Origin of the sequence: Roseovarius sp. THAF27 (assembly GCF_009363655.1) — a bacterium.
GTDB lineage: Bacteria > Pseudomonadota > Alphaproteobacteria > Rhodobacterales > Rhodobacteraceae > Roseovarius.
The window spans coordinates 1,170,825-1,196,480 of record NZ_CP045393.1; the positions used below are offsets into that span (position 1 = coordinate 1,170,825).

A 25,656-nucleotide genomic window follows, 5' to 3' on the forward strand; every position below is an offset into this window, starting at 1 on the left:
TGCGGCCTCTTGCAGGCTGGAGCAGGCCCGCGTATACGCGCGGCCTGACCCCAAAGGAGCCCCAGACATGCCCGGCAGTGCCAATCTCAACATCATGCTGAAAGCCGCGCGCAAGGCGGGGCGGTCGCTGGTCAAGGATTTCCGCGAGGTCGAGAACCTGCAGGTCAGCATGAAGGGCGCGGGCGATTTCGTCAGCCGCGCCGACATCGCCGCCGAGGCGATCCTGAAGGAAGAGCTGATGGGCGCGCGGCCGACCTATGGCTGGCTGGCCGAGGAAGGCGGCGAGGAAGAGGGCCAGGACCCGACGCGGCGCTGGATCGTGGACCCGCTGGACGGGACGACGAATTTCCTGCACGGGCTGCCGCATTGGTGCGTCTCGATCGCGCTGGAGCACAAGGGGCAGGTCGTGGCGGGGGTAATCTTTGACGCCGCCAAGGACGAGATGTTCCTGGCCGAGAAGGGCGAGGGCGCGTTCATCAACGAAAAGCGGCTGCGGGTGTCGGGGCGGTCCAAGCTGATCGAGTCGATCTTTGCCACCGGCGTGCCGTTCGGCGGGCGCGGCGACCTGCCGGCGACCTTGCAGGACCTGGCGCGGCTGATGCCGACCTGCGCCGGCGTGCGGCGCTGGGGCTCGGCGGCGCTGGACATGGCCTATGTGGCGGCGGGCCGCTACGAGGGGTTCTGGGAGCGCAGGCTGAACGCCTGGGACATTGCCGCGGGCGTGATCATCGTGAAAGAGGCGGGCGGGTTCGTCGAGCCGCTGACGCCGGGCGCCGAGTTGCTGGAGCGGGGCGACGTGGTGTGCGCCAACGAGGCGATTTTCGACAAGTTCGCCGGGATCATCCGCAACACCTGAGGCCGGTCCAGAGCATTTCCGGGACACACCGGATCGCTTTTCGCTGCCTCTTGAGACGCAAAAAGCGATGCATGTTTCAGACTGACCCGGAAACGCCTTAGGTCTTTTTCGCGTCGGAGGGGTGGTTGATCCCGTCGTTCCACGGGATCGGCTCGTAATGGGCCGGGTTCTGGCCGTCGATGCAGCCCAGGTTCACGCCGTATTCAGTGGGGTCCGAGCGGCGCTGGTGGTGGGTGTAGATCCCGCAGGTCTTGCAGAAATAGTGCTGTGCCGTGCCGGTGCCCCAGGTGTAGAGCGTCAGGTTGTCGGTACCATCGGTGATGGTCAGGCGGTCGAGCGGCACGCTGATATTGGGCGCGGCGCGGCGGCGGCAGAAGGAACAGGTGCAGCGCATCGCCCCCTCGATGGTGCCGTCGATATCGACGGTGAAGCGCACCGCGCCGCAATGGCAGCTGGCCTTGTGCAGGGTCATTTGCGGGTGACCCTGGGGATGTTCGTGCGGCTGAGCTTGTATTTCGCCTCCGGGTGCGGCGGGTGGCCTTCGGTGCGGTCCCAATAGGCCGGACCGCCCCGGCGCAGGAAAAGCGGCAGGGTCAGGATCAGCCCCGCGACGAAGCCGCCGGCATGGGCCCAGTAGGCCACGCCGCCATCATCGGCGCTGCTGCCCGCGCCGCCGAAAAGCTGGAAGATGAACCACAGGCCCAGCATGATCCAGGACGGGACCGAGATGATGCGGATGATGAAGACCAGGAAGATGAAGATGTCTATCTTGGCCTTGGGGAACAGGAGGAGATAGCCGCCCATCACGCCCGCAATGGCCCCCGAGGCGCCGACGGTGGGCACCTGGCTGAGCGGAGCCGAGACCAGCTGTGCCCCGCTGGCGGCCAACCCGCAGGCAAGGTAGAAGAGGAGATAGCCCACGTGTCCGAACTCCTCTTCCATGTTGTCGCCGAAGATCCACAGGAAGAGCATGTTGCCCGCAAGGTGCATCCAGCCGCCATGCAGGAAGGTCGAGGTGAGAAGCGTGCTGTAGGTGCCTTCGGCGGTGACCAGCGCCGGGACCATGGCCCAGTCGTAGTAGAACAGCATCAGCGCCCGGGGATCGCCCGAGAGTGCGGGGAAGTAGCTGAGAAAGATGCCGATATTGAGCGCCATCAGCCCGTAGGTGACGAATGGGGTGCGCCCCGAGGGGTTATGGTCGCGGATCGGGATCATGGGCGCAAAGTGGCCGCGCGCCGCGGGACAGTCAAGCGGGCGCGTGGAGTGGGGCGGGCAGAATTTGCGCAAATTCTGCTTTGGAAAATGCGTATTCTCCAGGCCATTTTCCGCGCGGAAAATGGGCGGGGTGGCGGGCGCTGTGCCATGGCTCAGACCCCGCGCCCGGTGGCGGGCGGCGGGGTCTGAGTATTTTCGGCAAGAAAAAGCCGGGGTGTCGGCTTTGGCTCAGGCGACGCCACCCAGGAGGGCCGCGTTGCCGCCTGCCGCCGTGGTGTCGACGCAGACATGGCGTTCGCCCATGACATGGCCGGTATCGGGCAGGCCGGTGATCAGGGGCAGGATCGGACCCTTGCGCTGGCTGAGGGCCGATGCATAGGCGCGGGCCGTATCGGTATCGCCCCACCAGAGCGCGCCGGAGAAGCCAGAGAGCGTTGTGAGCGCCTCGGCGTCCACCTTGCCGGTGGCGCGCAGGGCGCGGCCGCCCAAGGCTTCGACCGCTTTGGCCTGCGCCTCGGCCATTTCCTTCGTCGGGCCGAGGCAGAGAAGCGGCGGGCGGGCATGGGCCGTGAGCCGGTTGGACTCGCCGGTGGGGCCGGGCAGGACGATGGCCTCGACTGGCTGGGGCGTGTGGTTTTTGGCGGCCTTGTCGAGTGCCGATTGGACCGCCTTGGCGTCCATCGTGCCGTCCCAGGTGGCATCCGTATGATCGGCCGGGCGGGATGTGTAGCGGGCGAGGTAGTTGGGGCCGCCCGCCTTGGGGCCGGTGCCGGAAAGCCCTTCGCCGCCAAAGGGTTGGCTGCCGACGATGGCGCCGATCTGGTTGCGGTTGACGTAGATGTTGCCGGCGTGCACTGCCTCGGTCACGTGCTGGACGCGGTCGTCGATCCGGGTCATCAGGCCGAAGGTCAGGCCATAGCCGGTGCCGTTGATGGCGCCGATCACCTTGTCGAGGTTGCGCGACTTGAAGGTGGCCATGTGCAGGACCGGGCCGAAGATCTCGCGCTGCATGTCCTCGATCCCGTTCACCTTGATCAGCGTGGGCGCAATGAAGCAGCCCGAGTTGGGTGAGGGGATCTCGTGGATCAGGCGGCCGTCGGCGCGGGCCTGTTCGATATGGGCGGCGATGCCCTGGCGGGCCTCTTCGTCGATGACGGGGCCCACGTCGGTGGACAGAGACCACGGTTTGCCCATGGAAAGCGCGTCCATCGCGCCGGTGAGCATTTCGGTGAAGCCTTCGGCCACGTCCTCTTGTACGTAGAGGCAGCGCAGGGCGGAGCAGCGTTGGCCCGCCGACTGGAAGGCGGATTCGACGATGGCCTGCACGGCCTGTTCGGGCAGGGCGGTGGAATCGACGATCATGGCGTTGAGCCCGCCGGTTTCGGCGATGAGCGGCGCGCCGGGGGCGAGATTCTCGGCCATGGTGGCGCGGATCTTGAGCGCGGTCTCGGTCGAGCCGGTGAAGGCCACGCCGCCGATGCGGGCATCCGAGGTGAGCGCGGCGCCCACGTCGCCCGCGCCGGGCAGGAGTTGCACCGCCGTGCTCGGCACGCCCGCCTTGTGCATCAGCGAGATGGCGTAATGGGCGATCAGGGGGGTCTGCTCGGCCGGTTTGGCGAGCACGGCGTTGCCGGCGGCCAGGGCGGCGCTGATCTGGCCGGTGAAGATCGCCAGCGGGAAGTTCCACGGGCTGATGCAGGTGAAGATGCCCACGGGCGGGTCCTGCGGCGCGTTGGCGGCGTAGTAGCGCAGGAAATCCACCGCCTCGCGCAGTTCGGCCACGGCGTCCATCGGGGTCTTGCCGGCCTCGCGTGCGAGGATGGCGAATATCTCGCCGAAGTTTTCCTCGTAGAGGTCGGCGGCGGCGTTGAGGATTTTTGCGCGCTCCTCGATCGGGGCGTCCCAAGGCGCGGCGGCGGACAGGGCGTTTTCTATGTCATTCTTGCTGGCCGAGGCGACTGTGCCGGGGCTGTCGGAGGGGTCAGCGGGGTTGGAAACAGCTTCGGGGTCTTCCGGGTTGGCTTTGCCCGCGATCAGCGGTGCAGCCTCCCAAGTGGCGTTGGCGAAGGGGCCGCGGGCGGCCTCGATCACGTCGAGCGTTGGTTGGTGCTTGAGGTCGAAGCCCTTGGAATTGGGGCGTTCGGGCAGGAAGAGTTCCGGCCCGGTGGGCAGTTTCGGGCGGTCGTCGCGGTACGCCTCGAACGGGTCGCGGGCGACGGTTTCGGGGGCGACATCCTCGTCCACGATCTGGTTGACGAAGCTGGAGTTGGCGCCGTTTTCCAGAAGGCGGCGCACCAGATAGGCCAGCAGGTCGCGGTGGGCGCCGACGGGGGCGTAGATGCGGCAGTTGGTGCCGTGCTCCTTCATGACGATGTTGTGCAGCGCCTCGCCCATGCCGTGCAGGCGTTGGAATTCGAAGGTCTCAACGCCTTTGTCCATTTCCTTGGCCATATCGAGGATGGCGGCCACGGTGTGTGCGTTGTGCGTGGCGAATTGTGGGTAGATGTGATCGGTCATCGACAAGAGCTTGCGGGCGTTGGCGATGTAGGAAATGTCGGTGGCCGATTTCGAGGTGAAGACCGGGAAGCCGTCGATGCCTTCGACCTGGGCCTGCTTGATCTCGGTGTCCCAGTAGGCGCCTTTCACCAGACGGACCATGATGCGGCGGTTCAGCTTTTGCGCGAGGTCGTGGAGATAGTCGAGCACGTGGCTGGCGCGTTGGCCGTAGGCCTGTACCACGACGCCGAAGCCGTCCCATCCGGCCAGCGACGGCTCAGAGAGCGTGGCCTCGATCACTTCGAGCGAGAGCGACAGGCGGTCGGCCTCTTCGGCGTCGATGTTGAGGCCCATGCGGGCGGATTTCGCCAAGATGGCGAGCGAGCGCAGGCGGGGCATCAGAACGTCCATGACCTGATGCTTTTGCGCGACCTCGTAACGGGGGTGAAGGGCCGAGAGCTTGACCGAGATGCCGGGGTTCTTGCGAATTTCCTTGTGCGTGCAGGCGTTGGAAATGGCGCTGATCGCGCGGGAATAGGCCAGGTGATAGCGGATGGCGTCGGCGTCGGTGCGCGCGGCCTCACCCAGCATGTCATAGGAGTAGGTGTAGCCTTTCTTTTCCATCTTCGCGGCGCGGTCCATGGCGGACTCGATGGTTTCGCCCAGCACGAACTGGCGGCCCATTTCGCGCATGGCGCGGCCGACGGCGGTGCGGATCACCGGCTCGCCCAGGCGGCGGATCGCGCCACGCAGGTGGCCGACAGGGCCTGGGTTGTCGTCCTTGAGAACCTTGCCCGTCAGCATCAGCGCCCAGGTGGAGGCGTTGACCAGCGGCGAGGTGGAGTGGCCCATGTGCTTGCCCCAGTCCGAGGGCGCGATCTTGTCCTCGATCAGCGCGTCGATCGTGTCGGCGTCGGGGACGCGCAGGAGCGCCTCGGCGAGGCACATGAGCGCGATGCCTTCGTCGGTGGAAAGGCCGTATTCGGCCAGGAAGACCTCCATCAGGCCGGGGTCCGACTGATTGCGGATGCGGCGGACAAGGTCGGCGCCGGATTTCGAGATGCGCACGCGGTCCTCTTCCGTGAGGCCCGCCACCTCGGTCAGGCGGGCGACGGTTTCGGCCTCTTCGGCATAGGTGGTCTGGTCGATCACACGGCGCAGGTCGGAATCGTAAGGCATTGCGGTCCTCTTGCTGGGGGATGGCGGTTTGGACTAGTGTACCACTGTATATCTGATCTGATTTCCCGATTGGTGTCATTTCGCGGGATAAAGAGACGGTAATTCGGCGGAGGTGCAAGTCAAATGGATGCAAGCGAGCTGGATCAGTTCGACAAGGCGATTCTTCGTGTGCTGGTTGCGGAGGGGCGGATCAGCATTACTGAGCTGGCCGGGCGCATCGGCCTGTCGAAGTCGCCCACCCAGGCGCGGCTGCGCAAGCTTGAACGCGAGGGCGTGATTTCGGGCTACCGGGCGTTGGTGGACCCGATCCGGCTGGGGCTGGACCATGTGAGCTTTGTGGAGGTGAGTTTGACCGATACGCGGGAAAGCGCGCTGGCGGAGTTCAACGCGGCGGTGAAGCGGATCCCGGAGATCGAACAGGTGCATCTGATCGCGGGGAATTTCGATTACCTGATGAAGATTCGCACGCAGGACATGCAGGATTACCGCCGGGTGCTGGCCGAACAGATCAGCACCTTGCCGCACGTGTCGAAGACCTCGACCTACGTGGCGATGGAGGCGGTGAAGGAGAACGCGCTGTCCGAGGTGTTCTGAGCGGGGCGCATTTGCGCGTTGATTTTGCGGGCTCGCGGCGCATCATTGATGTCCATGAGACATTTGCTGATTGCCTGCATCCTGGCCGCCCCGGCCTGGGCCGAGACCTGTCCTGACGTGCCTGACCATTCGGCGGAGTTGTCGCGACTGATCGAGGCGGCGCAGGATGCGCCGGACGAGGCAGCGGGGCGGGCGCTGTCGGACGAGATGTGGGCGCTGTGGGCCGAGGCGCCGGACGCCAGGGCGCAGGGGCTGCTGGACGAGGCGATGGCGCGGCGTGAGGTCTATGACTACGATGCGGCGATGGCGGCGGCCGAGGCGTTGGTGGCGTATTGCCCGGATTATGCCGAAGGGTACAACCAGCGGGCGTTCATCCATTTCCTGAGAGAGGATTTCGAGGCGGCCTTGCCGGACTTGAAACGGACGCTGGAGTTGCAGCCGCGGCACGTGGCGGCGCGGACAGGGCAGGCGCTGACCCTGCACGCGCTGGGCCGCAACGGCGAGGCGGCGCTGGCGTTGCGCGCGGCGCTGGCGCTGAACCCGTGGCTGGGCGAGCGGCACCTGTTGCCGGTGCTGGAGCAGGGCGAAGAGGAGTTGTGATCGCGCAAGTGTCACGCTACGACGGGGGCCTGAGCCCGCGTGGTGGAATGGTAGACACAGGAGACTTAAAATCTCCAGGCCGAAAGGCCGTGCCGGTTCGAGTCCGGCCGCGGGTACCACGGGCAGGGGCTAAAAGCTTTGAGAAAGCTTTTGGCAAATCTTTTCAGAAAAGATTTGCCGGGTGCCCTCAGGTGCGGGTGCCGGCGAAGCGCGCCGCCCACTCCTCGCGCTGGTCGTCGGTGATCTTGGCGAAAAGCACGTCCGGGACGGTGAAGGCGTCGCCGGGTTTCAGGCTTTGCAGCGCCTGATCCACGTCGTCGGGCCAGTGGCAATCATCGGTCTGCATGGCCTGCAGCATCGCAGCGGAGGCGTCGGGGATGAAGGGCGCGGAGATCACGGCATATAGCCGAATGAGGTTGAGCGCGAGGCGGATCTGCATGGCGGCCTTTTCGGGGTCTTCCTTGAAGGTCGACCACGGGGCGGCGGTTTGCAGGTACTCGTTGCCCGCGACCCAGATGGCGCGCAGTTCAGTGGCGGATTTGCGCACCTCGATGGCTTCCATGTGTTTCTCATACGCGCGGACGCGGGTGGTGAGCGTGTCGATCAGCGCGGCCTCTTCGGGGCCGTAGTTGCCCCCCTCGGGGACGGCTTCGCCGAATTTGGAGCGGCAGAACTTGGTCACGCGCGAGACGAAATTGCCCAGGACGTCGGCGAGATCCTTGTTGACGTTTGCCTGGAAGTTTTCCCAGGTGAACTCGGCATCTGAGCTTTCAGGGGCGTGGCTGAGCAGCCACCAACGCCAGTAATCGGCCGGAAGGATGTCCAGCGCCTGGTCCATAAAGACGCCGCGCCCGCGCGAGGTGCTGAACTGCCCGCCATCATAGTTGAGGTAGTTGAACGACTTGATGTAGTCGACCAGCTTCCACGGCTCGCCCGACCCGAGGATCGTGACCGGGAAGCTGAGCGTGTGGAAGGGCACGTTGTCCTTGCCCATGAACTGGGTGTAGCGGACATCCTCGGCGCCCTTGTCGGTGCGCCACCAGCGTTCCCAGTCGTCGCCCTTGCCGGCCTCGACCCATTCGGCGCCGCAGGCGATGTATTCGATGGGCGCGTCGAACCAAACGTAGAAGACTTTGCCTTCCATGCCCGGCCAGGGCGCGTCGCCGCGCTGTACCGGCACGCCCCAGTCGAGATCGCGGGTGATGCCGCGGTCCTGCAGGCCGTCGCCGTCATTAAGCCATTTCTTGGCGATGGAGGTGGTCAGCACCGGCCAGCCGTCTCGCGTGTCGATCCAGTCTTCCAGCCGGTCCTTCATCTGGCTCTGGCGCAGGTAGAGGTGCTTCGTCTCGCGCATTTCGAGGTCGGTCGAGCCGGAAATGGTCGAGCGCGGATTGATCAGGTCGACGGGGTCAAGCTGCTTGGTGCAGTTGTCGCACTGGTCGCCGCGGGCACTCTCGAAGCCGCAATTGGGGCAGGTGCCCTCGATATAGCGGTCGGGCAGGAAGCGACCGTCGGCGTTGGAATAGACCTGTTTCTCGGTCACTTCCTCGATCAGGCCGGCGTCATAGAGCTTGCCGGCGAAATGCTGGGTGAGCTTGCGGTTCTGCTCGGACGAGGAGCGGCCGAAATGGTCGAACGACAGGCGAAAGCCCTGGCTCAACTTGTCCTGCACCTGCCACATCTCGGCGCAATACTCGGCCACGGGCTTGCCGGCCTTGGCGGCGGCCAGCTCGGCGGGTGTGCCGTGTTCGTCGGTGGCGCAGAGAAACAGCACCTCGTGGCCCCGGCCGCGCAGATAGCGGGCGTAGAGGTCGGCAGGCAGCTGGCTGCCCACGAGATTGCCGAGGTGCTTGATCCCGTTGATGTAGGGAATGGCGGAGGTGATGAGGTGGCGGGCCATTGCGAGACGTCCTTGGGGCTTTGAGCGTCCATGTAACGCAATGGCGCGGCCTGTGCCAGAGGCGGTTGGCGTCAGGGATCGGTGCGCGTGTCGTCCTCGCGGGCGGTGCGGGTCAGCCGCCCGATCAGGAAGGACGTGCGCGGCGACCAGACATAGCGGGTGCGGGCGCCGGCGCTGGGCCGGGCCAGCATCCGCACGAAGCTGAAGACGATGAGCACGGCGTGGGCCGTGGCGATCATCACGAACATCGCCTGCGGGCCGAAACGTTCGATCAGGGCGGAGGACACGTAGGGCGCGGCGATGGCGCCCAGGGCGAAGAAGAACATCAGCGCGGCGGAGAGCTCGACCCGTTGTTCGGAGGTGGCGAAGTCGTTGGCGTGGGCGGCGGCGACGGAATAGATCGGAAAGGCGGTGAAGCCGAAGAAGAAGGCGGCGATCATGGCGCCGTTGGGCGAGGTGGGTCCGGCCAGCGCGGTGACGATGCAGCACAGGATGGCGGCGAGCGACAGCGCGATCATCACGTGGCGGCGGTCGAACTTGTCGGCGAGCCAGCCCGCCGGATACTGGGCCAGCGCCCCGCCGAGGACGAAGGCGGCGAGGAACCAGGCGATCTGGTCGAGCGCGAGGCCTACCTGCTGGCCATAGAGCGGCCCGACCATGCGGAAGGTGGCGCTGGAGAGCGCCGCGACGATTACGGCGGCGGCGGCGAGCGGCGAGCATTCGACCGCCAGCATGGGGCGCAGGCGGGGCGCCTTGGGCGTTTCGGGCTGGCGCACGGTGGTCAGCGTCAGCGGCAGGAGCGAGGCGCAGCAGATGATGGCGAGGATGTTGTAGGAGACGTAGGAGGCCGGTTCCAGAACGGAAATCAGCATTTGCGCCACCAGCGACGCGCCCATGTCGGCCACCCGGTAGATGCCCATGGTGCGGCCGCGCGTCTCGTTGGTGACCTTGGCTTGCAGCCAGGCCTCGACCACCGTGTAGCAGCCCGCGATGCACAGGCCCGAGGCCACGCGCATCAGCGCCCAGGCCAGAGGGTCGATGATGATCATGTGCATCAGAAGGCCGATGGCCCCGGCGGCGGTGAAGGCGGCGAAGGCGCGGGAATGGCCGACAGAGCCCATCAGGCGCGGCGCGAACCAGCAGCCGATGAAGAAGCCGAAGAAATGCGCCGAGCCGAGAAAGCCGATTTCCTGCGTGGAGAAGTCGAGCGTCAGCCCTGACAGCGCATCGAGCGGTGCCACGCCGCCGGTGGAGAGCTGCAACAGGATGACCGACAGGAAAAGGGCCGCGAAGGAGATGATCATGCGCATGGGGCCAACTTGGCATGCGGGCGCGGCGATGTCCTGCCGCGTTTTCGACAGAAGGGCGTCGTTTTCGGCGTATGTGGGTGCAAAGCCCTGACGCGTGCGCCGCTTTGGCCAAGTGCCTGATTTTGCCGCGTTCACGGGCCGGCAGGCAGGCGGCTTGTATGCGGTGCGGGAATCCCGGCATATGGCGCAAAGCCTTCAATGCGACAGGAGACGTCATGATCCAAGAGACCCCCGAACTGATCCACGCCATCCGGGACCGCTTTGCCCATGTGGAGAGCTGCCCGTTCCAGGGCGAGCGGATTTTCTTCGAGAACGCGGGCGGGGCGCTGACGCTGAAAAAGGTGGTTGAGACATCCGGTTTTTACGCCGCGATCCCGGACAACCCGGGCCGGGCGAACCCGGCGGGGCAGGGCATCCAGGACGTGATCGACCGCGCCAAGGCGGATCTGGCGGTGTTCATGAACGCTTCCTCGGGGCAGTTCTTTGCGGGCGAAAGCGGGACGGAGTTGCTGTTTCGGATGATCCGCACGGCCTGCGTGAACGTGCCCGAGGGGGGCAAGGTGATCGGGTCGTCGATCGAGCATCCGGCGTCGCGCAGCGCGGCGCGGCGCTGGGCCGAGGTGGCGGGGCTCGAATATGTCGAGGTACCGCATAACGATGCGCTGGGTGTCGTGACCGCCGAGGCCTATGCCGAACGGATGACGCCCGACGTGGCGGTGGCGACCATCGTGCATGCCTCGCCGGTGACGGGGATGGGCATGGACGTGGCAGCGATCAGCGCGGCGATCCGCGACGTGGCGCCCGACGCGGTGATCATCGTGGACGGGATACAGCACGCGGCGCACGGGCAGCTGGACCTCGACAGCTACGGCGTCGATGGCTATGCGATTTCGCCCTACAAGGTGTTTTCGCGGCACGGGTTCGGGATCGGCTGGATCTCGGACCGGCTGGCGGTGATGCCGCATGAGCGGCTGATCGGGTCGCCCGAGGACGCCTGGGAACTGGGCACGCGCGATGCGGGGTGCTATGCCACCGTGTCGGACGTGGTGGCCTATTTCGACTGGCTGGGCGGCGAGGTGTCGGGCGAGACCGACCGCCGCCGCCGGATCGAGGCGGCGGGGCGGGCCATACATGCCTACGAGACGCACCTGACGGACGCGATGATCAAGGGCACCGGCAACCTGCCAGGGCTGCGCGACATGGATCACGTCAGCATCCTGGGCGGGGCCGACAACCCGGCGCGCGAGGGGCTGGTGTCGGTGGTGGTCCCGGGCGTGCCCTCGGCGGAGGTGGTGGAGCGGCTGAACGCGCAGGGCATCCGCACGCATATCCGCAAGGACGATCATTACAGCGGTAACGTGCTGAAGCCGCTGGGGCTGAGCGACTGCATCCGCATCTCGATGTGTCACTACAATACCGAGGTCGAGGTGGCGCGGCTGCTGACCGCGCTGCGCGAGATGGGCGGCGCGGCGTAAGGCGGTCAGGTGGCCGACGCGGGCCGACACTTCGGCGCCTCGACGGCGTGGCGCGCGATGACGCGGCCGGTGAAGCGGTCGGTCTGGACCCGCAGGCAGATCCGGTCGCCGGGCGCGAGCAGCGGGGTCAGGCGGTTCGGGGCAACGAGCGGGAAATGCCGGCCGGTGTCGGTGGTGGCGGTATAGGCGGGGCGGGTGCCGAGATCGGTCTCGATCTGGGTGATGCTGTCGATGCGGGCAATCATTAAGCCGACGCTGGCCGGGATGCGGACGAAGAAGATCGCGAGTAGCACAAGCGTACCCGCAAGCAGCAGGGCTGACGCCCAGAAGGCGCGGCGCCCCAGCAGGTCGCGCCAGAGCGCGGCGGCGAGGCCGGGTGTTTTGCGTGTCCCATCTTTCACTTAGGCAGGATTGCCAGGTTCCTTGCAGGGATCAAGCGCAAAGCGGCCCCTGGCGCGGGTCACGGCCCATGTCGCCGGGGGCAGGGTGCGGGCGCGGCGGCGCGAGAGGGTCCAGCCCAGCCGCCCGGGCGCATGGGCGGGGGCCATGTGCCAGCGGCTTTCGACGCCGGGGGCGCCGCCCTCGCCGGGGGTGAGAATGAGGCCCAGCGGCGCGCCGGCACCTTCGGCCGCGCCGGTTTCGGCCGCGAGATGCAGGCGGCGGACCTGGGTGAGGTTGGGCAGGTCCGGCAGTTCGGCCACGGCGAGGGGCACGGCGCCGGAGCGCAGCACTTCCTCGAGGCACCAAAGCAGGTCGATGGGCTGGCGCGGCGACAGGAAGGTGAAGCGTTCGGGGCCCACCAGCGCCACCATGCCGTCGGGGTTGAGCCGGTCGGCGGCCCAGTCGGGCGCGATCCAGAACACCGGGCCTTGGGTGGCGGCGGCCACGAGCATCGCCGCCATGTGCCGCGCCGGACCGCACAGTTCATGCAGGCGGGCGGGGGTCAGGGCCATCTCGCCCAGCACGGTGAGCGCGGGGCGGGTGCGGTGGCTGCTGCGCCGGGTGAGCAGGGTGGTGTCCATGCCTTTAAATGTAGTTTGTTCGTGTTTTGTTCTCAATCGCGAAATAGGGGTGACGCCCGTGACAGAGCCGCTACATATGGGGCTTTGACGACAGGCAAGACGGAGCGGGACATGCAGCGCAGGCAATTGGGACGGACGGGGATCGAGGTGAGTGCGCTTTGCCTCGGGTCGATGACATGGGGCACGCAGAATACCGAGGCCGAGGGCCATGCCCAGATCGACATGGCGCTGGACCGGGGCGTGGATTTCATCGACACCGCCGAGATGTACCCGGTGAACCCGATCGCCAAGGAGACCATCGGGCGCACCGAGGAGATCATCGGCACGTGGATCGCGCGGACGGGGCGGCGCGGTGACGTGGTGCTGGCCACGAAACATTCGGGCGCGGGGATGCAGCATGTGAGGGACGGCGCGCCGATCTCGTCCGCGACGATCCCGCAGGCCATCGAGGGATCGTTGAAGCGGTTGCAGACTGACGTGATCGACCTTTATCAGTTCCACTGGCCCAACCGGGGCAGCTACATGTTCCGGCAGAACTGGACCTTCGATCCGTCGGGGCAAGACCCGGCCGCGACGCGGGCGCATATGGAGGATGCGCTGGGGGCGTTGCAGCGCGAGGTGGAGCGGGGCACGATCCGGGCCTTTGGCCTGTCCAACGAGAGTGCCTGGGGGACGGCGCAGTGGTTGCGGGTGGCCGAAGAGGTGGGCGGGCCGCGGGTGGCCTCGATCCAGAACGAGTATTCGCTGATGTGTCGGCTGTTCGACACCGATTTGGCGGAGCTGAGCGTGAACGAGGATGTGGGCCTGCTGGCGTTTTCGCCGCTGGCGGCGGGGTTGCTGACCGGCAAGTACCAGGGCGGCGCGGTGCCCGAGGGCTCGCGCCTGTCTTTGAACGAGACGTTGGGCGGGCGAAAGACCGACAGGGCCTTTGAGGCGGTGGACGCATACCTGGAGGTGGCGCGGCAGTTCGGGCTCGACCCGGTGCAGATGGCGCTGGCCTGGTGCCTGACGCGGCCCTTCATGGCCTCGGTCATTTTCGGGGCGACGTCGCTGGAGCAGTTGGACCTGGCGCTGGGCGCGGCGGAGGTGACGTTGTCCGACGAGGTTCTGGAGGCGTTGAACGACACGCACAAGGCGCATCCGATGCCGTATTGAGGCGTGGGAGTGGTGGGTTTCACCCACCCTACGCAGCGTGGGAGCGACGGGGTCGGGGTGGTGGGTTTTCACCCAGCCTACGCGATATCCGACTGAAACCGCCTTTGTGGCGGGCGTTGCCGGGGGCTTTGCCCCCGCGGCGAAACGGTGTTTCGCCGCTCCCCCAGGATATTTTCGGCCAGAGGAAGGGGCGGGGCGGAGCTAGTCCGAGGTTTCGGCCCAGCAATGGCGGATGTGGTCCGGCAGGTCGCGGGCGCCGATGGCGGCCTCGCGGACCAGGTTGTCGAAATGCAGGGTCAGGGCCTCGACCCGTTCGGTGTCGCGGAAGGCGAGGTAGTTGCGGCCGATATAGATGACGGCCAAGAGCGGGCCGAAGATCGTCACGGGCGCGGAATAGAGCCGGCGGGCGTCGAAGAGATAGAGGCGCAGGCGCGGGTAGAGCTGTTCGGTGATCTCGAGCAGGTAGTCGACCTGGCTTTGGCGGATCTGGCGGGGCAGGCCGTGGTAATAGCCTTCGCCGGCGATGAAGCTGTGCATCTCGAAGAGCGGCAGGGCGATCTCGTAATCCGAGCGGGTGCCGCGCATCCAGTCGAGCCGGTCCTCTGACGCGCCGATGGCCTGTTCGGTGGACCGGCCCAGGTGGGGCGCGTATTCCCATTCCAGCAGATCGCGGGTCTTGAGCATGTCGGGCAGGCCGGCGGGGACGTGGCGGATCTTGTAGCCCGCAGCCTCGCGGTGCCAAGTGAAGATCTGTTCGTCGACGAGCGCGCGGGGCGCCTCGGTCAGCGAGAGCGTGTTGGCGAGGATGTCGGCGGCGGTCTCGGGCCGGTCGGTGAGGCCCAGGAGCCAGTCGGCGGAGACGCCGAGCGCCCTCGCGCATTCGCCCACCACCTGTGCGTTGGGCAGGCGCGCGCCGGTGCCCTTGAGCAGTTGCGAGATGGTCGAACGGTCGACACCGACGGTCCGCGCCAGCGCGCTTTGCGAGGTGCCGCGCAGGCGCAGCGCCTCGTTCAGGCGGGTGCGGAACAGGGTGGCGCGGTCGCGTTTGTCGGATTTCTGGATCATATGTTGGATTTTATCAACAAACGGGAGGTTTGTTAATCATTCTCTGACTGCCCCGCTGACAGGATTTGTCGTAACGGTTTTGTGAAGGACGGAATTGGGGACAAGATGAAAGTGGAACTGGAAGGCGGCGCCGGACCGGTGCCGGGGCCGGAAGCGCGTGCGCTGGCGGACGTGGAATGGCCGACACTGGGACTGTTGGCCGCCTGTTACGCGGGTTGGGGCGTGGCGCTTTTCTGGCTGGCAGGGCTTTGGCTGCCGGCAGGCGTGGCGGTGGCGGCGATCGGGATCACGCTGCATTCGTCGCTGGTGCACGAGATGATCCACGGGCACCCGACCCGAAACGACAGGGTCAACGAGGCGCTTGGGTTTTTCAGCCTCGGGCTGTGCGTGCCCTACCGGCGGTTCATGGACCTGCATCTGGCGCATCACCGTGACAGCCTGCTGACCGATCCCTATGACGACCCGGAATCGAACTACCTGGACCCGGAGGTCTGGGGGCGGCTGCCGGGCTGGTTCCGTGCCGTGCTGCGGTTCAACAACACGCTCTTGGGGCGGATGATCGTGGGTCCGGTGCTGGGACAGGTGGTGTTCATGCGCGGCGACTGGGCCGCGATCCGGGCCGGGGACCGGGGCGTCGCGCTGGCCTGGGCGTTGCACGGGCTGGGCGTGGCGGCGGTGCTGGGGGTCGTCGCTGTCTCGCCGATGCCGGTCTGGGCCTACCTGGTCAGTGCCTACGCGGCCTATGCGATCCTGAAGATCCGCACCTTCCTGGAGCACCGGGCGCATGAGCGCGCCAGCGGGCGCACCGTGGTGGTCGAGGATGGCGGGCCGCTGGCGTTCCTCTTTCTGAACAACAACCTGCACGTGGTGCATCACATGCACCCGCGCGTGGCGTGGTACCGCCTGCCGGCGATGTGGCGGCAGAACCGCGAGACCTACCTGCGGCGCAATGGCGGGTATTACTACCGCTCTTACGCCGAGATTTTCGCGCGGCACCTGTTGCGGGCGAAGGACCCGGTGGCGCATCCGCTCTGGCGGAGGAAGTAAAAGACCGGCAATAGGGACCCATGACAGGACCAATTGACCTTCATCCCGCATCACCGGTTTCAGTTCAAAATTCGGACTCTCCAGGCGTTTTCGCGCAGGAAGGGTGGCCCCCTTTCAAGCGGAAACAACGCAGAGAGCATGAATTTTGGCGAAATCGCAGAGCGACGCGGCGGATTTTGCCTCCCGCGGCGTCGATCTGCGCTTGCGATCAACCAGATCGCGGCGCGCAAATCTCCTGGCGGGCGGCAAAATCCGACACGCGCCGGTGGTGCGGGATGAAGCTCAATTGGTCCTAGAACCGTGGATCCTTCTTGCCGTCATGGCGGCGTTTTTCCAGACGCTGCGCTTCATGTTGCAGAAATCGCTGAGCATGGGGACGTTGAGCGCCCTGGGCGCGACCTTCGCGCGGTTCGCCTATGCCGCGCCGCTGGCGGCGGTGCTGGCGGGGGGCTATGCGGCATGGTCCGGGCAGGGGCTGCCGGCGGTGGGCGGGCGGTTCTGGATCTACGTGCTGAGCGGCGGGCTGGCGCAGATACTGGCGACGTGGTGCGTGGTGCTGCTGTTTGCCGAGCGCAACTTCGCGGTGGGGATCACGTTCAAGAAGACCGAGGTGGTGCAGACCGCCCTGGTGGGGCTGATCGTGCTGGGCGACCGCACCAGCCTGCCGGGGCTGGTGGCGATTTTCCTTGGGCTGATCGGCGTGCTGGTGTTGTCGGACGTGCCGGGGGGCGCGGGCGGCTGGTGGCGTCGGGTGACCAGCCGGGCGCCGGCGCTGGGGCTGGCCTCCGGCGCGTTTTTCGCCGTGTCGGCGGTGACCTACAGGGGGGCGACGCTGGAAGTGGCCAGCGACGATGCGTTCCTGCGGGCGATGATCGCGGTGGCGGCGGTGACGGCGGCGCAGAGCCTTGGCATGGCGGCCTATCTGTGTTGGGGCGAGCCGGGGCAGTTGGCCCGCGTCTGGGCGGCGCGGGGCCGCGCGGTGTGGATGGGGGTGACGAGCCTGCTGGGCAGTGTCGGCTGGTTCACGGCCTTCACCTTGCAGAACGCGGCCTACGTGTTTGCGGTGGGGCAGGTGGAGGTGATCTTTTCGCTGATAGCCTCGGTGCTGTTCTTCCGCGAGACGGTGACGCGGCGCGAACTGGTCGGGATCGTTCTGGTGAGCGCCAGCATCCTGTTGCTGGTGTTGCTGGGATAGGCCAGCAGGTCAGTCTTGAAGCGGCGCACCGTAAAGGCGTTTGAAGAGGTTGCTTTCGTCGTCATTGCGGAAGAACGGCACCGAGGCGGGCGGCGCGGGATCGTGGGCGCGGGCCTCGATCTCGGCCAGGACGACCTCGGTGATGAAGGGCAGGTCATAGTCGTGGCGGGCGGTGGCCAGCGGCACCCACTGAAGATGGCTGAGCTCGTCGCAGGCGGGCGAGAAATCGTCCGGGTCCGAGGCGAGCGCCGTGGCGTCGACCAGGAAGAACCGCGCGTCGAAGCGCCGGGGGCGGCCCGGGGGCGTGATGGCGCGGAAGACGAATTGCAGCGCGGAAGCGTCGGGCAGGTGGCCGGTGGCGGCAAAACCTTCCCAATCGGCGGGCGGTGGGCCGGACCAGTCGCCGGGCTGGCCGAGAACCTGCCCGGTTTCTTCCCAGAGTTCGCGGATCGCGGCGGCGGCGAGCGCGTGCGAGCGGTCGGTTTCGCTGTCGTCGCGCAGTCGGGCGGCGCAGCCGTCGGGCATGGGGCGGGCCAGCGGGATGTCCGCGTCGCCCGCATCCACAGCGCCGCCGGGAAAGACGAATTTGTTGGGCATGAAGGCGGCCCTGGCGCCGCGCTGGCCCATCAGCACGCGCGGGTCCGTCATGCGGTCGCGCAGCACGATCACCGTGGCGGCGTCGCGGATGGAGGTCTTGTCGGAATGTTTCGGGTAGCTTGCGGTCATTCAAGTCCTGTCCTTCGGGGCCGAAGGGTCAGGTGTCGTCCCCGAAGCCGTGCATCTGGCGCGCCCACTGGAAGCCGACGATGGCCCCTTTCAGCCGGGGCAGAAGGTAAAGCGAGAGCGTGACGCAGCCAATAGCGAAAATGGTGAAAAGCACCAGGGGTTCGGGCCGCCACGTGGTGAAGGCGATGTGCAGGAGCGGAGCCATGAGGTGACCCACGACCAGAATCGTCAGGTAGGCCGGGCCGTCATCGGCGCGGGCATGGCTGAGATCTTCGCGGCAGACCGGACAGGTCTTGCGCAGCTTGAGATAGCTCTTGAGGATCGGGCCCGACCCGCAATTGGGGCATGTGCGGCGAAATCCGCGAAAGACCGCGGGCCAGAGCTCGCGTTCGGTGGTGTCCTGTTTCCCCGGCGTCGTCGGCGCCACGGAAGTGGAGCCGTGCGTGTCGTGATCGGTGCTGGTCATGTGCCCTCGCGCGTCAATGGCAACAGAGGTGCGCCGTCCGGGACCAAATTGGAAGGTGACAGGCTGTCTGTGCGTCGGGATGTCGCAAAGGATGGGCCGGGTCTGCCCGGAAAAATATCGGTGCGGGGCGACGGAACGCGCGGGCGCTGTCGTTTAGGAAGGTAGATCGCGACGGCAGGCGCGGTCGCAAACCCCAAGACGCGGCGCAAGATCGCGTTGCAGCAGACCTGACCGAGATGGAGCATAGAGATGAAGAACCTGATGATCATGAGCGCCCTTGGCATGACGATCGCACTGGGCGGGGCCGTGCAGGGCGTCGCCGCGTCGGGCGAGGGCAAGGGCCCGCGCCATTCGTTCGAGGACCTGGACACGAACGGGGACGGCCAGATCACCAAAGGCGAGATGCAGGCGCGCATGAAGGAGCGGTTCGATGAAGCCGACACCGATGGCGACGGCGTGATGAGCCTGGAGGAAATGCAGGCCCGCGGGCAGGAAAGGGCGGCCAAGCGTGCCGCCAAGATGATCGAGCGGCTGGACAGCGATGGCGATGGCGGCGTGAGCTTCGAGGAAGCGCAGGCGCGGCGCGGTGGCAAGATGTTCGACCGGGCCGATACCGATGGTGATGGCGCGATCAGCCAGGCCGAGTTCGACGCCGCGCGCGAGAAGATGCGCGAGATGCACGCCAAACGTCACGGCAAGAAGACCGGGCAGAACGCGGAGTGATCCGCGCGGTTGCGCCCCGGCGATGGCTTAATCGCTGGCCGGGGCGGGCCGATCCGGCGTAAGAACCGGACGCAAGGTGACGGGGCAGGATAGACGACCGGGACATGACGATGCCGCTCGATGCCATGGACGACGTGCCCGACGAGGCGCTGCTGGTGCTCTTCGCGAACGGAGAGCGGGCGGCGGCGCGGGCGTTGACATTGCGGCTGAGCCCGCGCGTTCTGGCCCATGCCTTCCGGCTGTTGGGCAACCGGGCCGAGGCCGAGGACGTGGCGCAGGAGGCGCTGCTCCGGCTGTGGCGGGTGGCGCCGGAATGGCGGCAGGGGGAGGCAAAGGTGACCACTTGGCTTTACCGCGTTGTGGCGAATCTTTGTACCGACCGGCTGCGCCGGGGCTGGCGCACCAGGCCGCTGGAGGCGGCGGGCGATCCGGCGGAAGACCGGGCCAGTGCGGCCGAGGACATGCAGGAGCGGGCCCGGGCAGATGCGTTGCAGGCGGCGCTGCAGGCCTTGCCCGAGCGGCAGAGACAGGCGGTGGTGCTGCGCCATATCGAAGAGCTGGGCAATCCGGAGATTGCCGAGATCATGGGGATCAGCGTCGAGGCGGTGGAAAGCCTGACGGCGCGGGGGAAACGGGCGCTGAGCGAGGTGCTGGGCGCCAGGAAGGATGAACTGGGGTACGCGGAATGAGCAAGACCGGCAAACCTGACGACGGGATGGAGGCGATGTTCGCCGCGGCCCGCACCCACGCGCCGGAACCGGACGCGGATTTCCTGGCGCGGGTGCTGGGCGACGCGGAGGCCGTGCAGGCCGGGTTCGCGGAGAGGGCCGGGGACATGGCCAGCGCCAGTGCCGGGGCCGGGGCCGCGCGGCTCTACCCTGCGCCGGCCCGCGGGCTGCGCGGGGTCTTCGCGGCACTGGGCGGATGGCCCGCCGTGGCGGGGCTTGGCGCGGCGGCGCTGACCGGAGTTTGGATCGGGGTCGCGCCGCCCGAGGGATTGAGCACGGCGGCGCAGAGTGTCTGGGACCAGGATGTCACGCTGGCCTTCGAGCCGGACCTTGGCACCGATCTCTTTCCCGGCGAGGGAGGATGAGCATGAGCGACGGAACGGACATGACCCCGCGTACGGGGGCACCGCGCTGGATGAAGATCCTGCTGGTGGTGTCGCTGGCGTTGAACCTGTTGGTCATCGGCGTGGCTGCCGGTTTCGCGATCAAGGGCGGCCCCAAGTGGCGCGGCGGCCCGCCGGGTGGCGCGGGCGCCATGCACCGGGCGCTGAGCGAGGCGGACCGGGCGGAGCTGAAGCAACGCATGATCCGCACGTTCCGGGCCGAAAAGGGCGGACGCGCGGCGTTCCACCAGGAGATGGAGGGGCTGGTCGCGCTGCTGCGGGCCGAGACGTTCGACGGGGCCGCGGCGGAAGAGCGGATGGCGCGGCTGCGGGAGATGTTCGACGGCCGGATGGCCTCGGCCCAGGGTCTGCTGGTCGAGTACTGGGGCGAGATGAGCGCGGCCGACCGGGCCGCCTATGCCGACCGGCTGGAGGCCGAGATGCAGCGGCGCAAACGCTGAGGCCCGGCCGCTGTCAGGCGGCGGATAAATGCGAGATCGTGACCGTGTCGCGCCCGCCCGACTTGGCGGCGTAGAGCGCGTGGTCGGCATCGGCCAGGAGCCTTTCCGGTTCGAGGTCGCTGTCCTTCACCGCCGGGTTGGCAACGGTGGCGCCGATGCTGACGGTCAGGGAGAGCGGGGCCTCGACCCCGGGGATGGCAATCGCGGTCTCGCGCACGGTACGGCACAGGTGCTTGGCCATGGCGCGTGCGGCGGCGATCCCGGATTGGGGCATCAGCACGAGGAATTCCTCGCCGCCGATGCGCGCCAGGCTGTCGCCGGGGCGAAGCGCGTCGCGCAGGGCGCTGGCGACGCGCGTGAGGACATGGTCGCCGGCGGCGTGGCCATACGTGTCGTTGACGCTCTTGAAGTGATCGAGATCGGCGACCATCAGCGCGAAGGTCTGTTTGCTCTCCCGGGCGGTCTCGATCAGGCGGGCCATCTGCGCCAACGCATATCGGCGGTTGTAGAGGCCGGTCAGCGGATCGGTAACCGCGGCGTTCAGGCCGGTGCGCAGGCGGGCGCGCTGCAGGTCGTCGGCCTGTTTCGCGCGCAAGAGCGCGTCGATGCGAAGGGCGATTTCCCGGGGATCGGCATCGCGGGTGGCGAAATCGTCGATGCCCATGTCCAGCAGCTTGACCGCAAGCCTGTCATCGGCGGCGTCCAGCAGCGCAAGCACGCGGGACTGGCGGGTGCGCGGCGCGCTGCAGAGTTCGGCCAGGCGGACAAGCGCGGCCTCGCCGGCATCTGCGGGCAGGGAGACGAGCAGCACGTCGGGCGGTGCGGTCAGCCCCGAGAGTTGCCCTGCGCGGTCCATGCGGAAGGTCTCGAGCCGGTGGCGCATGTCCTGCGCGAGCCGGTGACACAGCGCCTGGTCCGTTGCCGTCCCGCGGTGCAGCGCCGCCACCAGCCCGCGCGGGGCGAAACCGGCCTGCGCCTCGGCCAGCCCGAGCGCGTGGGCGGCGCCGCTGGTGAGATCGAGATCGACCTCGACCGGCGCCTGCCGCGACAGCGAGCGCAACCGCGCCAGGAGCACCTTTTCGCTGTAGGGTTTGAGCAAGACGTCGCAGGCGCCGCATTTCAGCAGGGCACGCCGCGCGTCGGGGGCCCGTTTCGCGGTCAGGACCAGCACCGGCAGCCGGTCGCAGCCGGGCAGGGCGTGGATGTCGCGGACCAGGTCGCAGGCGGAGCTGTCGGGCAGTCCATCGGTCACCAGAACCGCCTGCGGCCTGTCGTGCGCGATCAGCGTCAGCGCCTCTGCCGCGCTGCCGGCCTGTTCGACGTGGAAATAGGCGGCTGAAAGCTTGACCTTCAGCACGATCCGGTTGGTCGCCAGACCATCGACGATGAGAACAGTGCCCGGCATGTGCCGCCGCCTTTCCGACTTGCTCTTTGCTATGGCAAGACTATCCCTGTCATTGGTTAAGAAATCCTTGCCGGGAGTTAAGCAATATGGCCAACCAGCGAGAAGCCGCCGAGACGATCGCGCTCAAGGCGCTGACGTGGATCGCGGGGCACGAAAACCTGCTGGACGTGTTCATGGGCGCGACCGGGGCGGGGCGGGACGATCTGCTCACGGGTGCGCAAGATCCTGATTTTCTTGCCTCTTTGCTGGATTTTCTGCTGATGGACGACGCGTGGATCATGGAGTTCAGCGAGGCCGCGAACGTGCCGCCCGAGGCGGTTGTCGAGGCCCGCGCCGCGCTTCCGGGCGGGGTCCAGACCCATTGGACGTAAATTAATTTCGAGGACCATAAGGTGAACAAACCCGCAAGAAAGGTTGATGGGCTGCTGTTCGACAAGGATGGCACGCTGTTCGATTTCCACACCACCTGGAGCGCCTGGGCCGGTGACCTGATCGAGGACCTGGCGCAGGGCGACGCCGCCGTGCGGGCGAGACTGGCGTCTGAGATGCATTACGACCTGGACGAGCGGCGGTTTCGCCCGATGAGCCCGATCGTCGCGGGCACGAACCGCGAGGCCGCCGAATGCGTGGCGCGTGCCGTGCCAGACCGCAAGGTCGAAGAGCTGGAGATCTTCCTGATGGAGACCTCGGCCGCCGCGCCGCAGGCCGAGACCGTGCCGCTGGCGGCGTTCCTGCAGGCCCTGGCCGCCGAGGGGCTGGCGCTGGGCGTGGCGACCAACGACACCGAGCATGGCGCGCGGGCGCACCTGGGCAAGGCCGGGGTGGTGGACAAGTTCGATTTCATCGCCGGGTTCGATTCGGGCCACGGCGCCAAGCCCGCGCCGGGACCCTGCCTGGCCTTCGCCCGCGCCATGGGCCTTGCGCCCGGGCGGGTGGCGATGGTGGGCGACAGCACCCATGACCTGCTGGCGGGACGCGCGGCGGGGATGCAGACCGTCGCGGTGCTGACCGGCACGGCCACGCGGGCCGACCTGGCGCCCCTTGCCGATGTCGTGCTGCCGGATATCGGGCATATCCCGGCCTGGATGATCGCGTGAGCTCGGGCGTCTCGCGCGGGGTTCTGCTGGCACTGGTCGGCACGCTGGTGCTGACGCCGGACGCGATGCTGATGCGGCTGTCGGGCATGGAAGGCATCCAGATGACCGGCTGGCGCGGTTTGTTCATGGGCACGATGATGCTGCTGGCCTGGGCGGTCTCCAGCCGGGACCGCGGCGGCGACATGGCCCGGCTGCGCAGCGGGCCGGGGGCGATGATCGTCGTGGCGCAGGTGCTGAACTCGATGCTGTTCTGTATGGGCATCGCGTCGGCCCCGGCGGCGGTGGTGCTGATGGGCGTGGCGGCGGTGCCGGTCTTTTCGGCGCTGCTGAGCCGGGTGGTGACGGGCGAGACGACCTCGGCGCTGACCTGGGCGGCCATCGCGGCGGTGATGGCCGGAATCGGGATCGCCGTGCTGGGCGGCGGGCATGGCGACGTGGCCCTGAACTGGGCCGCGGTGACGGGGGCGGGCTTTGGCCTGGGCGTGGCGTTCGTGCTGGCGCTGAATTTCGTCACGGTGAGGGCCAGCCCCGACCTGCCGATCCTGCTTGCCATCGGGGTCGGCGCGTGGATCGCGGGCGGGATCGGATGGTCGGTGACCGGTGTGGAGGCGATGTTTCAGGGCCGGGTCTGGGCCATGGCGATCACCGGGGGCGTTGTGCTGCCGGTATCATTCTTCATGCTGTCGCTGGCCGCGCGCCACACGCTGGCGGCCAATGTCAGCCTGTTGATGCTGCTGGAAACGGTGCTGGGGCCACTGTGGGTCTGGATCGGCGTGGGCGAGCGGCCGACCGTGGCGATGCTGGTCGGCGGTGCCATCGTGGTGGGCAGCCTGACGGCGTATCTGTCGATCCTGCGGCGGCGGGCGGCGCTAATCGTGCCGCGATAGTTCACCTGCGACAGGTTCTGTCGCAAAGCGGCAAACGAGCGCCCCCGCGCGGTGATTGCATGGAAGGCAGCCTTTCGAGGAGACTCACCATGGCAGAGACAGCCTTACGCAGGAAACGCAGTGGCGGGCGGGCCGGAAACGCGACACGCCGGGGCACCGCCGTCATCGAGCAGATGCCCTGGAACCCGCCGATCAACATCGACCGGCCGGTCGAGCCGCTGGACGAGGCCGGGATCCAGGCGATCCATGACGGTGCGATGCGCATCCTCGAGGAGATCGGCATCGAGTTCCTGAACGCCGAGGCGGTGGAGGTTCTGCGCGGCACCGGCGGGTGCGACATCAATGGCGAGAACGTGCGGATGGGCCGCGATTTCGTGATGGAGATGATCGGCAAGGCGCCGAGCGAGTTCACCATCACGCCGCGCAACCCCGATCATGCCATCACGATCGGGGGGCGGCACCTGAATTTCGGGAACGTGTCGTCGCCGCCCAGTTACTGGGACATGGGGATAGGGCGCAAGGTGACGGGCACGCGCGAGATGTGCGCCAACCTGCTGAAACTGAGCCAGTATTTTAACTGCGTGCATTTCGTCGGTGGCTACCCGGTGGAGCCGCAGGACGTGCATGCCAGCGTGCGGCACCTCGATGTGCTCTATGACAAGCTGACGCTGACCGACAAGGTGGCGCATGCCTATTGCCTGGGCCGGGAGCGGGTCGAGGATGTGATGGAGATGGTGCGCATTGCCGGCGGGTTTACGGATGCAGAGTTCGAAGCCAGCCCGCACATGTATTCCAACATCAACTCCACCTCGCCCCTGAAGCATGATTTCCCGATGCTGGACGGCTGGATGCGCCTGGCGCGGCGCAACCAGGGGCTGGTGGTGACGCCGTTCACGCTGGCCGGGGCGATGGCGCCGGTGACCATGGCGGGGGCGGTGGCGCAAAGCCTGGCCGAGGGGCTGTGCGCGATCGTGCTGGCGCAGGCGATCCGGCCCGGCGTGGGCTGCGCCATCGGCACGTTCACCAGCAATGTCGACATGAAATCGGGCGCGCCGGCCTTCGGGACGCCGGAATACATGCGCGCGACGCAGATGACGGGGCAGATGGCGCGGTTTTACGGGCTGCCGATGCGGGCGTCAGGTGTGTGCGCGGCGAACGTGCCGGACGGGCAGGCGATGTGGGAGACCTCGAACAGCCTGTGGTCGGCGGTGCAGTCGGGGGCGCACATGGTCTATCATGCCGCCGGCTGGCTGGAAGGCGGGCTGATCGCCAGCCCCGAGAAGTTCATCATGGATTGCGAGATATTGCAGCATATCCAGCGCTACATGGACCCGATGCTGACCGCGACCGGCCCCGACGAGATTGCGCTGGAGGCGGTGCGCGAAGTGGGCAACCAGGGGCATTTCTTCGGCATCCAGCACACCCAGGACCGCTATACCACGGCGTTCTACCAGCCGTTCCTGAGCGACTGGCGGAATTTCGAGGCATGGGAGGCGTCTGGCGCGGCATGGACCCCGCAACGCGCGCACCAGGTCTTTCGCGACATCATCGCCAGTTTCGAGGCGCCCCCGATCGACGACGCGGTGCGCGAGGAACTGGAAGCCTTCGTCGCCCGGCGCAAGGAGGAAGGCGGCGCGCCGACCGATTTCTGACGCGTGCGCCGGCCGGAAA

26 protein-coding genes and 1 tRNA gene are annotated in these 25,656 nt (G+C 67.3%); 16 read left to right on the forward strand and 11 right to left on the reverse strand.

What is annotated here, in order from left to right:
* Nucleotides 1–67 precede the first annotated feature (67 nt).
* The gene (locus FIU89_RS05865; RefSeq protein WP_152491735.1) at nucleotides 68–856 is read left to right on the forward strand and encodes an inositol monophosphatase family protein; all 789 of its coding nucleotides are present in this window, start codon (nucleotides 68–70) and stop codon (nucleotides 854–856) included.
* Between the two features lie 97 nt (nucleotides 857–953).
* Here FIU89_RS05865 and FIU89_RS05870 read toward each other — a convergent pair whose 3' ends face one another.
* From FIU89_RS05870 to putA, 3 genes are all read right to left on the reverse strand, one after another.
* The gene (locus tag FIU89_RS05870) at nucleotides 954–1,328 is read right to left on the reverse strand and encodes a GFA family protein (protein WP_152491736.1); all 375 of its coding nucleotides are present in this window, start codon (nucleotides 1,326–1,328) and stop codon (nucleotides 954–956) included.
* A complete protein-coding gene (locus FIU89_RS05875; RefSeq protein ID WP_152491737.1) occupies nucleotides 1,325–2,071 on the reverse strand; it encodes a rhomboid family intramembrane serine protease in 747 nt (248 codons plus the stop codon). The genes FIU89_RS05870 and FIU89_RS05875 overlap by 4 nt, the downstream gene beginning before the upstream one ends.
* 228 nt (nucleotides 2,072–2,299) lie before the next feature.
* A complete protein-coding gene (gene putA / locus FIU89_RS05880) occupies nucleotides 2,300–5,746 on the reverse strand; it encodes a bifunctional proline dehydrogenase/L-glutamate gamma-semialdehyde dehydrogenase PutA (RefSeq protein ID WP_152491738.1) in 3,447 nt (1,148 codons plus the stop codon).
* A gap of 123 nt (nucleotides 5,747–5,869) precedes the next feature.
* On the opposite strand from putA, the gene FIU89_RS05885 reads away from it, so the two are divergent.
* The 3 genes from FIU89_RS05885 to FIU89_RS05895 all read left to right on the forward strand — a co-directional run bounded on the left by FIU89_RS05885 (nucleotide 5,870) and on the right by FIU89_RS05895 (nucleotide 7,059).
* Nucleotides 5,870–6,340: an Lrp/AsnC family transcriptional regulator gene (locus FIU89_RS05885; protein WP_057792645.1), complete on the forward strand. Its 471-nt coding sequence runs from the start codon at nucleotides 5,870–5,872 to the stop codon at nucleotides 6,338–6,340.
* A gap of 54 nt (nucleotides 6,341–6,394) precedes the next feature.
* Entirely contained in the window at nucleotides 6,395–6,940 is a 546-nt protein-coding gene (locus tag FIU89_RS05890; protein ID WP_152491739.1) for a hypothetical protein, read from the forward strand.
* Nucleotides 6,941–6,973: 33 nt separating this feature from the next.
* Nucleotides 6,974–7,059, forward strand: a tRNA-Leu gene (locus FIU89_RS05895).
* A 68-nt stretch (nucleotides 7,060–7,127) separates the two neighbouring features.
* On the opposite strand, the gene metG is transcribed toward FIU89_RS05895, so the two are convergent.
* Nucleotides 7,128–8,840 (reverse strand): methionine--tRNA ligase, encoded by a 1,713-nt coding sequence (gene metG, locus FIU89_RS05900; protein WP_152491740.1) that lies wholly within the window; start codon nucleotides 8,838–8,840, stop codon nucleotides 7,128–7,130.
* Between the two features lie 71 nt (nucleotides 8,841–8,911).
* Complete coding sequence (locus FIU89_RS05905) at nucleotides 8,912–10,150, reverse strand: MFS transporter (protein ID WP_152491741.1); 1,239 nt, start codon at nucleotides 10,148–10,150, stop codon at nucleotides 8,912–8,914.
* Between the two features lie 215 nt (nucleotides 10,151–10,365).
* Here FIU89_RS05905 and FIU89_RS05910 point away from each other — a divergent pair, with 215 nt between their 5' ends.
* Complete coding sequence (locus FIU89_RS05910; protein WP_152491742.1) at nucleotides 10,366–11,625, forward strand: aminotransferase class V-fold PLP-dependent enzyme; 1,260 nt, start codon at nucleotides 10,366–10,368, stop codon at nucleotides 11,623–11,625.
* 5 nt (nucleotides 11,626–11,630) lie between these two features.
* On the opposite strand, the gene FIU89_RS05915 is transcribed toward FIU89_RS05910, so the two are convergent.
* Both FIU89_RS05915 and FIU89_RS05920 read right to left on the reverse strand, forming a co-directional pair.
* Nucleotides 11,631–12,026: a hypothetical protein gene (locus FIU89_RS05915; protein ID WP_152491743.1), complete on the reverse strand. Its 396-nt coding sequence runs from the start codon at nucleotides 12,024–12,026 to the stop codon at nucleotides 11,631–11,633.
* A complete protein-coding gene (locus tag FIU89_RS05920; protein WP_152491744.1) occupies nucleotides 12,027–12,647 on the reverse strand; it encodes an ImuA family protein in 621 nt (206 codons plus the stop codon).
* 111 nt (nucleotides 12,648–12,758) lie between these two features.
* On the opposite strand from FIU89_RS05920, the gene FIU89_RS05925 reads away from it, so the two are divergent.
* Nucleotides 12,759–13,802: an aldo/keto reductase gene (locus FIU89_RS05925; protein ID WP_152491745.1), complete on the forward strand. Its 1,044-nt coding sequence runs from the start codon at nucleotides 12,759–12,761 to the stop codon at nucleotides 13,800–13,802.
* Nucleotides 13,803–14,003: 201 nt separating this feature from the next.
* On the opposite strand, the gene FIU89_RS05930 is transcribed toward FIU89_RS05925, so the two are convergent.
* On the reverse strand, nucleotides 14,004–14,867 hold the full coding sequence (locus tag FIU89_RS05930; RefSeq protein WP_152491746.1) for a helix-turn-helix domain-containing protein: 864 nt from the start codon (nucleotides 14,865–14,867) through the stop codon (nucleotides 14,004–14,006).
* Between the two features lie 105 nt (nucleotides 14,868–14,972).
* Between FIU89_RS05930 and FIU89_RS05935 the strand changes: the two genes are divergently transcribed.
* Both FIU89_RS05935 and FIU89_RS05940 read left to right on the forward strand, forming a co-directional pair.
* Nucleotides 14,973–15,914 carry a fatty acid desaturase gene (locus FIU89_RS05935; RefSeq protein WP_152491747.1) on the forward strand — a complete coding sequence of 314 codons (942 nt, stop codon included), beginning with the start codon at nucleotides 14,973–14,975 and terminating at the stop codon, nucleotides 15,912–15,914.
* A gap of 319 nt (nucleotides 15,915–16,233) precedes the next feature.
* Nucleotides 16,234–17,109 (forward strand): DMT family transporter, encoded by an 876-nt coding sequence (locus FIU89_RS05940; RefSeq protein WP_152491748.1) that lies wholly within the window; start codon nucleotides 16,234–16,236, stop codon nucleotides 17,107–17,109.
* Between the two features lie 9 nt (nucleotides 17,110–17,118).
* Here the strand turns inward: FIU89_RS05940 and FIU89_RS05945 are convergent, their stop codons facing one another.
* Nucleotides 17,119–17,835 carry an NUDIX hydrolase gene (locus tag FIU89_RS05945; RefSeq protein WP_152491749.1) on the reverse strand — a complete coding sequence of 239 codons (717 nt, stop codon included), beginning with the start codon at nucleotides 17,833–17,835 and terminating at the stop codon, nucleotides 17,119–17,121.
* A 28-nt stretch (nucleotides 17,836–17,863) separates the two neighbouring features.
* The gene (locus FIU89_RS05950; RefSeq protein WP_152491750.1) at nucleotides 17,864–18,301 is read right to left on the reverse strand and encodes a DUF983 domain-containing protein; all 438 of its coding nucleotides are present in this window, start codon (nucleotides 18,299–18,301) and stop codon (nucleotides 17,864–17,866) included.
* A 249-nt stretch (nucleotides 18,302–18,550) separates the two neighbouring features.
* Between FIU89_RS05950 and FIU89_RS05955 the strand changes: the two genes are divergently transcribed.
* From FIU89_RS05955 to FIU89_RS05970, 4 genes are all read left to right on the forward strand, one after another.
* Nucleotides 18,551–19,024 carry an EF-hand domain-containing protein gene (locus FIU89_RS05955; RefSeq protein ID WP_152491751.1) on the forward strand — a complete coding sequence of 158 codons (474 nt, stop codon included), beginning with the start codon at nucleotides 18,551–18,553 and terminating at the stop codon, nucleotides 19,022–19,024.
* Between the two features lie 104 nt (nucleotides 19,025–19,128).
* Nucleotides 19,129–19,713, forward strand: coding sequence for an RNA polymerase sigma factor (locus tag FIU89_RS05960; protein ID WP_152491752.1), 585 nt, complete (start codon nucleotides 19,129–19,131; stop codon nucleotides 19,711–19,713).
* Nucleotides 19,710–20,117, forward strand: a complete 408-nt coding sequence (locus FIU89_RS05965; RefSeq protein ID WP_152491753.1) for a hypothetical protein — start codon at nucleotides 19,710–19,712, stop codon at nucleotides 20,115–20,117. Before FIU89_RS05960 ends, FIU89_RS05965 begins: the two co-directional genes overlap by 4 nt.
* Before the next feature lie 2 nt (nucleotides 20,118–20,119).
* Nucleotides 20,120–20,596 (forward strand): periplasmic heavy metal sensor, encoded by a 477-nt coding sequence (locus FIU89_RS05970; RefSeq protein ID WP_172978035.1) that lies wholly within the window; start codon nucleotides 20,120–20,122, stop codon nucleotides 20,594–20,596.
* A 13-nt stretch (nucleotides 20,597–20,609) separates the two neighbouring features.
* Here the strand turns inward: FIU89_RS05970 and FIU89_RS05975 are convergent, their stop codons facing one another.
* Nucleotides 20,610–22,001, reverse strand: a complete 1,392-nt coding sequence (locus FIU89_RS05975) for a diguanylate cyclase (RefSeq protein WP_152491755.1) — start codon at nucleotides 21,999–22,001, stop codon at nucleotides 20,610–20,612.
* An 86-nt stretch (nucleotides 22,002–22,087) separates the two neighbouring features.
* Here FIU89_RS05975 and FIU89_RS05980 point away from each other — a divergent pair, with 86 nt between their 5' ends.
* The 4 genes from FIU89_RS05980 (at nucleotide 22,088) to FIU89_RS05995 (ending at nucleotide 25,637) form a co-directional block, all read left to right on the forward strand.
* Nucleotides 22,088–22,372: a DUF3572 domain-containing protein gene (locus FIU89_RS05980; protein WP_152491756.1), complete on the forward strand. Its 285-nt coding sequence runs from the start codon at nucleotides 22,088–22,090 to the stop codon at nucleotides 22,370–22,372.
* Between the two features lie 21 nt (nucleotides 22,373–22,393).
* The gene (locus FIU89_RS05985) at nucleotides 22,394–23,098 is read left to right on the forward strand and encodes an HAD family hydrolase (protein WP_152491757.1); all 705 of its coding nucleotides are present in this window, start codon (nucleotides 22,394–22,396) and stop codon (nucleotides 23,096–23,098) included.
* Nucleotides 23,095–23,985 (forward strand): DMT family transporter, encoded by an 891-nt coding sequence (locus FIU89_RS05990; RefSeq protein ID WP_152491758.1) that lies wholly within the window; start codon nucleotides 23,095–23,097, stop codon nucleotides 23,983–23,985. Before FIU89_RS05985 ends, FIU89_RS05990 begins: the two co-directional genes overlap by 4 nt.
* Before the next feature lie 89 nt (nucleotides 23,986–24,074).
* Nucleotides 24,075–25,637, forward strand: a complete 1,563-nt coding sequence (locus FIU89_RS05995) for a trimethylamine methyltransferase family protein (protein WP_152491759.1) — start codon at nucleotides 24,075–24,077, stop codon at nucleotides 25,635–25,637.
* The last annotated feature ends 19 nt before the right edge of the window (nucleotides 25,638–25,656 follow it).

Excerpts from the sequence above, each read along its gene's own strand:
- FIU89_RS05995 (WP_152491759.1), top strand. The coding sequence starts at position 24,075 with ATGGCAGAGACAGCCTTACGCAGGAAACGCAGTGGCGGGCGGGCCGGA.
- FIU89_RS05890 (WP_152491739.1), top strand. The coding sequence starts at position 6,395 with ATGAGACATTTGCTGATTGCCTGCATCCTGGCCGCCCCGGCCTGGGCC.
- FIU89_RS05870 (WP_152491736.1), bottom strand. The coding sequence starts at position 1,328 with ATGACCCTGCACAAGGCCAGCTGCCATTGCGGCGCGGTGCGCTTCACC.
- FIU89_RS05950 (WP_152491750.1), bottom strand. The coding sequence starts at position 18,301 with ATGACCAGCACCGATCACGACACGCACGGCTCCACTTCCGTGGCGCCG.
- FIU89_RS05865 (WP_152491735.1), top strand. The coding sequence starts at position 68 with ATGCCCGGCAGTGCCAATCTCAACATCATGCTGAAAGCCGCGCGCAAG.
- FIU89_RS05875 (WP_152491737.1), bottom strand. The coding sequence starts at position 2,071 with ATGATCCCGATCCGCGACCATAACCCCTCGGGGCGCACCCCATTCGTC.
- FIU89_RS05930 (WP_152491746.1), bottom strand. The coding sequence starts at position 14,867 with ATGATCCAGAAATCCGACAAACGCGACCGCGCCACCCTGTTCCGCACC.
- FIU89_RS05925 (WP_152491745.1), top strand. The coding sequence starts at position 12,759 with ATGCAGCGCAGGCAATTGGGACGGACGGGGATCGAGGTGAGTGCGCTT.
- FIU89_RS05910 (WP_152491742.1), top strand. The coding sequence starts at position 10,366 with ATGATCCAAGAGACCCCCGAACTGATCCACGCCATCCGGGACCGCTTT.
- FIU89_RS05960 (WP_152491752.1), top strand. The coding sequence starts at position 19,129 with ATGACGATGCCGCTCGATGCCATGGACGACGTGCCCGACGAGGCGCTG.
- FIU89_RS05940 (WP_152491748.1), top strand. The coding sequence starts at position 16,234 with ATGGCGGCGTTTTTCCAGACGCTGCGCTTCATGTTGCAGAAATCGCTG.
- FIU89_RS05965 (WP_152491753.1), top strand. The coding sequence starts at position 19,710 with ATGAGCAAGACCGGCAAACCTGACGACGGGATGGAGGCGATGTTCGCC.
- FIU89_RS05905 (WP_152491741.1), bottom strand. The coding sequence starts at position 10,150 with ATGCGCATGATCATCTCCTTCGCGGCCCTTTTCCTGTCGGTCATCCTG.
- FIU89_RS05885 (WP_057792645.1), top strand. The coding sequence starts at position 5,870 with ATGGATGCAAGCGAGCTGGATCAGTTCGACAAGGCGATTCTTCGTGTG.
- metG (WP_152491740.1), bottom strand. The coding sequence starts at position 8,840 with ATGGCCCGCCACCTCATCACCTCCGCCATTCCCTACATCAACGGGATC.
- putA (WP_152491738.1), bottom strand. The coding sequence starts at position 5,746 with ATGCCTTACGATTCCGACCTGCGCCGTGTGATCGACCAGACCACCTAT.
- FIU89_RS05975 (WP_152491755.1), bottom strand. The coding sequence starts at position 22,001 with ATGCCGGGCACTGTTCTCATCGTCGATGGTCTGGCGACCAACCGGATC.
- FIU89_RS05955 (WP_152491751.1), top strand. The coding sequence starts at position 18,551 with ATGAAGAACCTGATGATCATGAGCGCCCTTGGCATGACGATCGCACTG.
- FIU89_RS05970 (WP_172978035.1), top strand. The coding sequence starts at position 20,120 with ATGAGCGACGGAACGGACATGACCCCGCGTACGGGGGCACCGCGCTGG.
- FIU89_RS05980 (WP_152491756.1), top strand. The coding sequence starts at position 22,088 with ATGGCCAACCAGCGAGAAGCCGCCGAGACGATCGCGCTCAAGGCGCTG.
- FIU89_RS05935 (WP_152491747.1), top strand. The coding sequence starts at position 14,973 with ATGAAAGTGGAACTGGAAGGCGGCGCCGGACCGGTGCCGGGGCCGGAA.
- FIU89_RS05920 (WP_152491744.1), bottom strand. The coding sequence starts at position 12,647 with ATGGACACCACCCTGCTCACCCGGCGCAGCAGCCACCGCACCCGCCCC.
- FIU89_RS05945 (WP_152491749.1), bottom strand. The coding sequence starts at position 17,835 with ATGACCGCAAGCTACCCGAAACATTCCGACAAGACCTCCATCCGCGAC.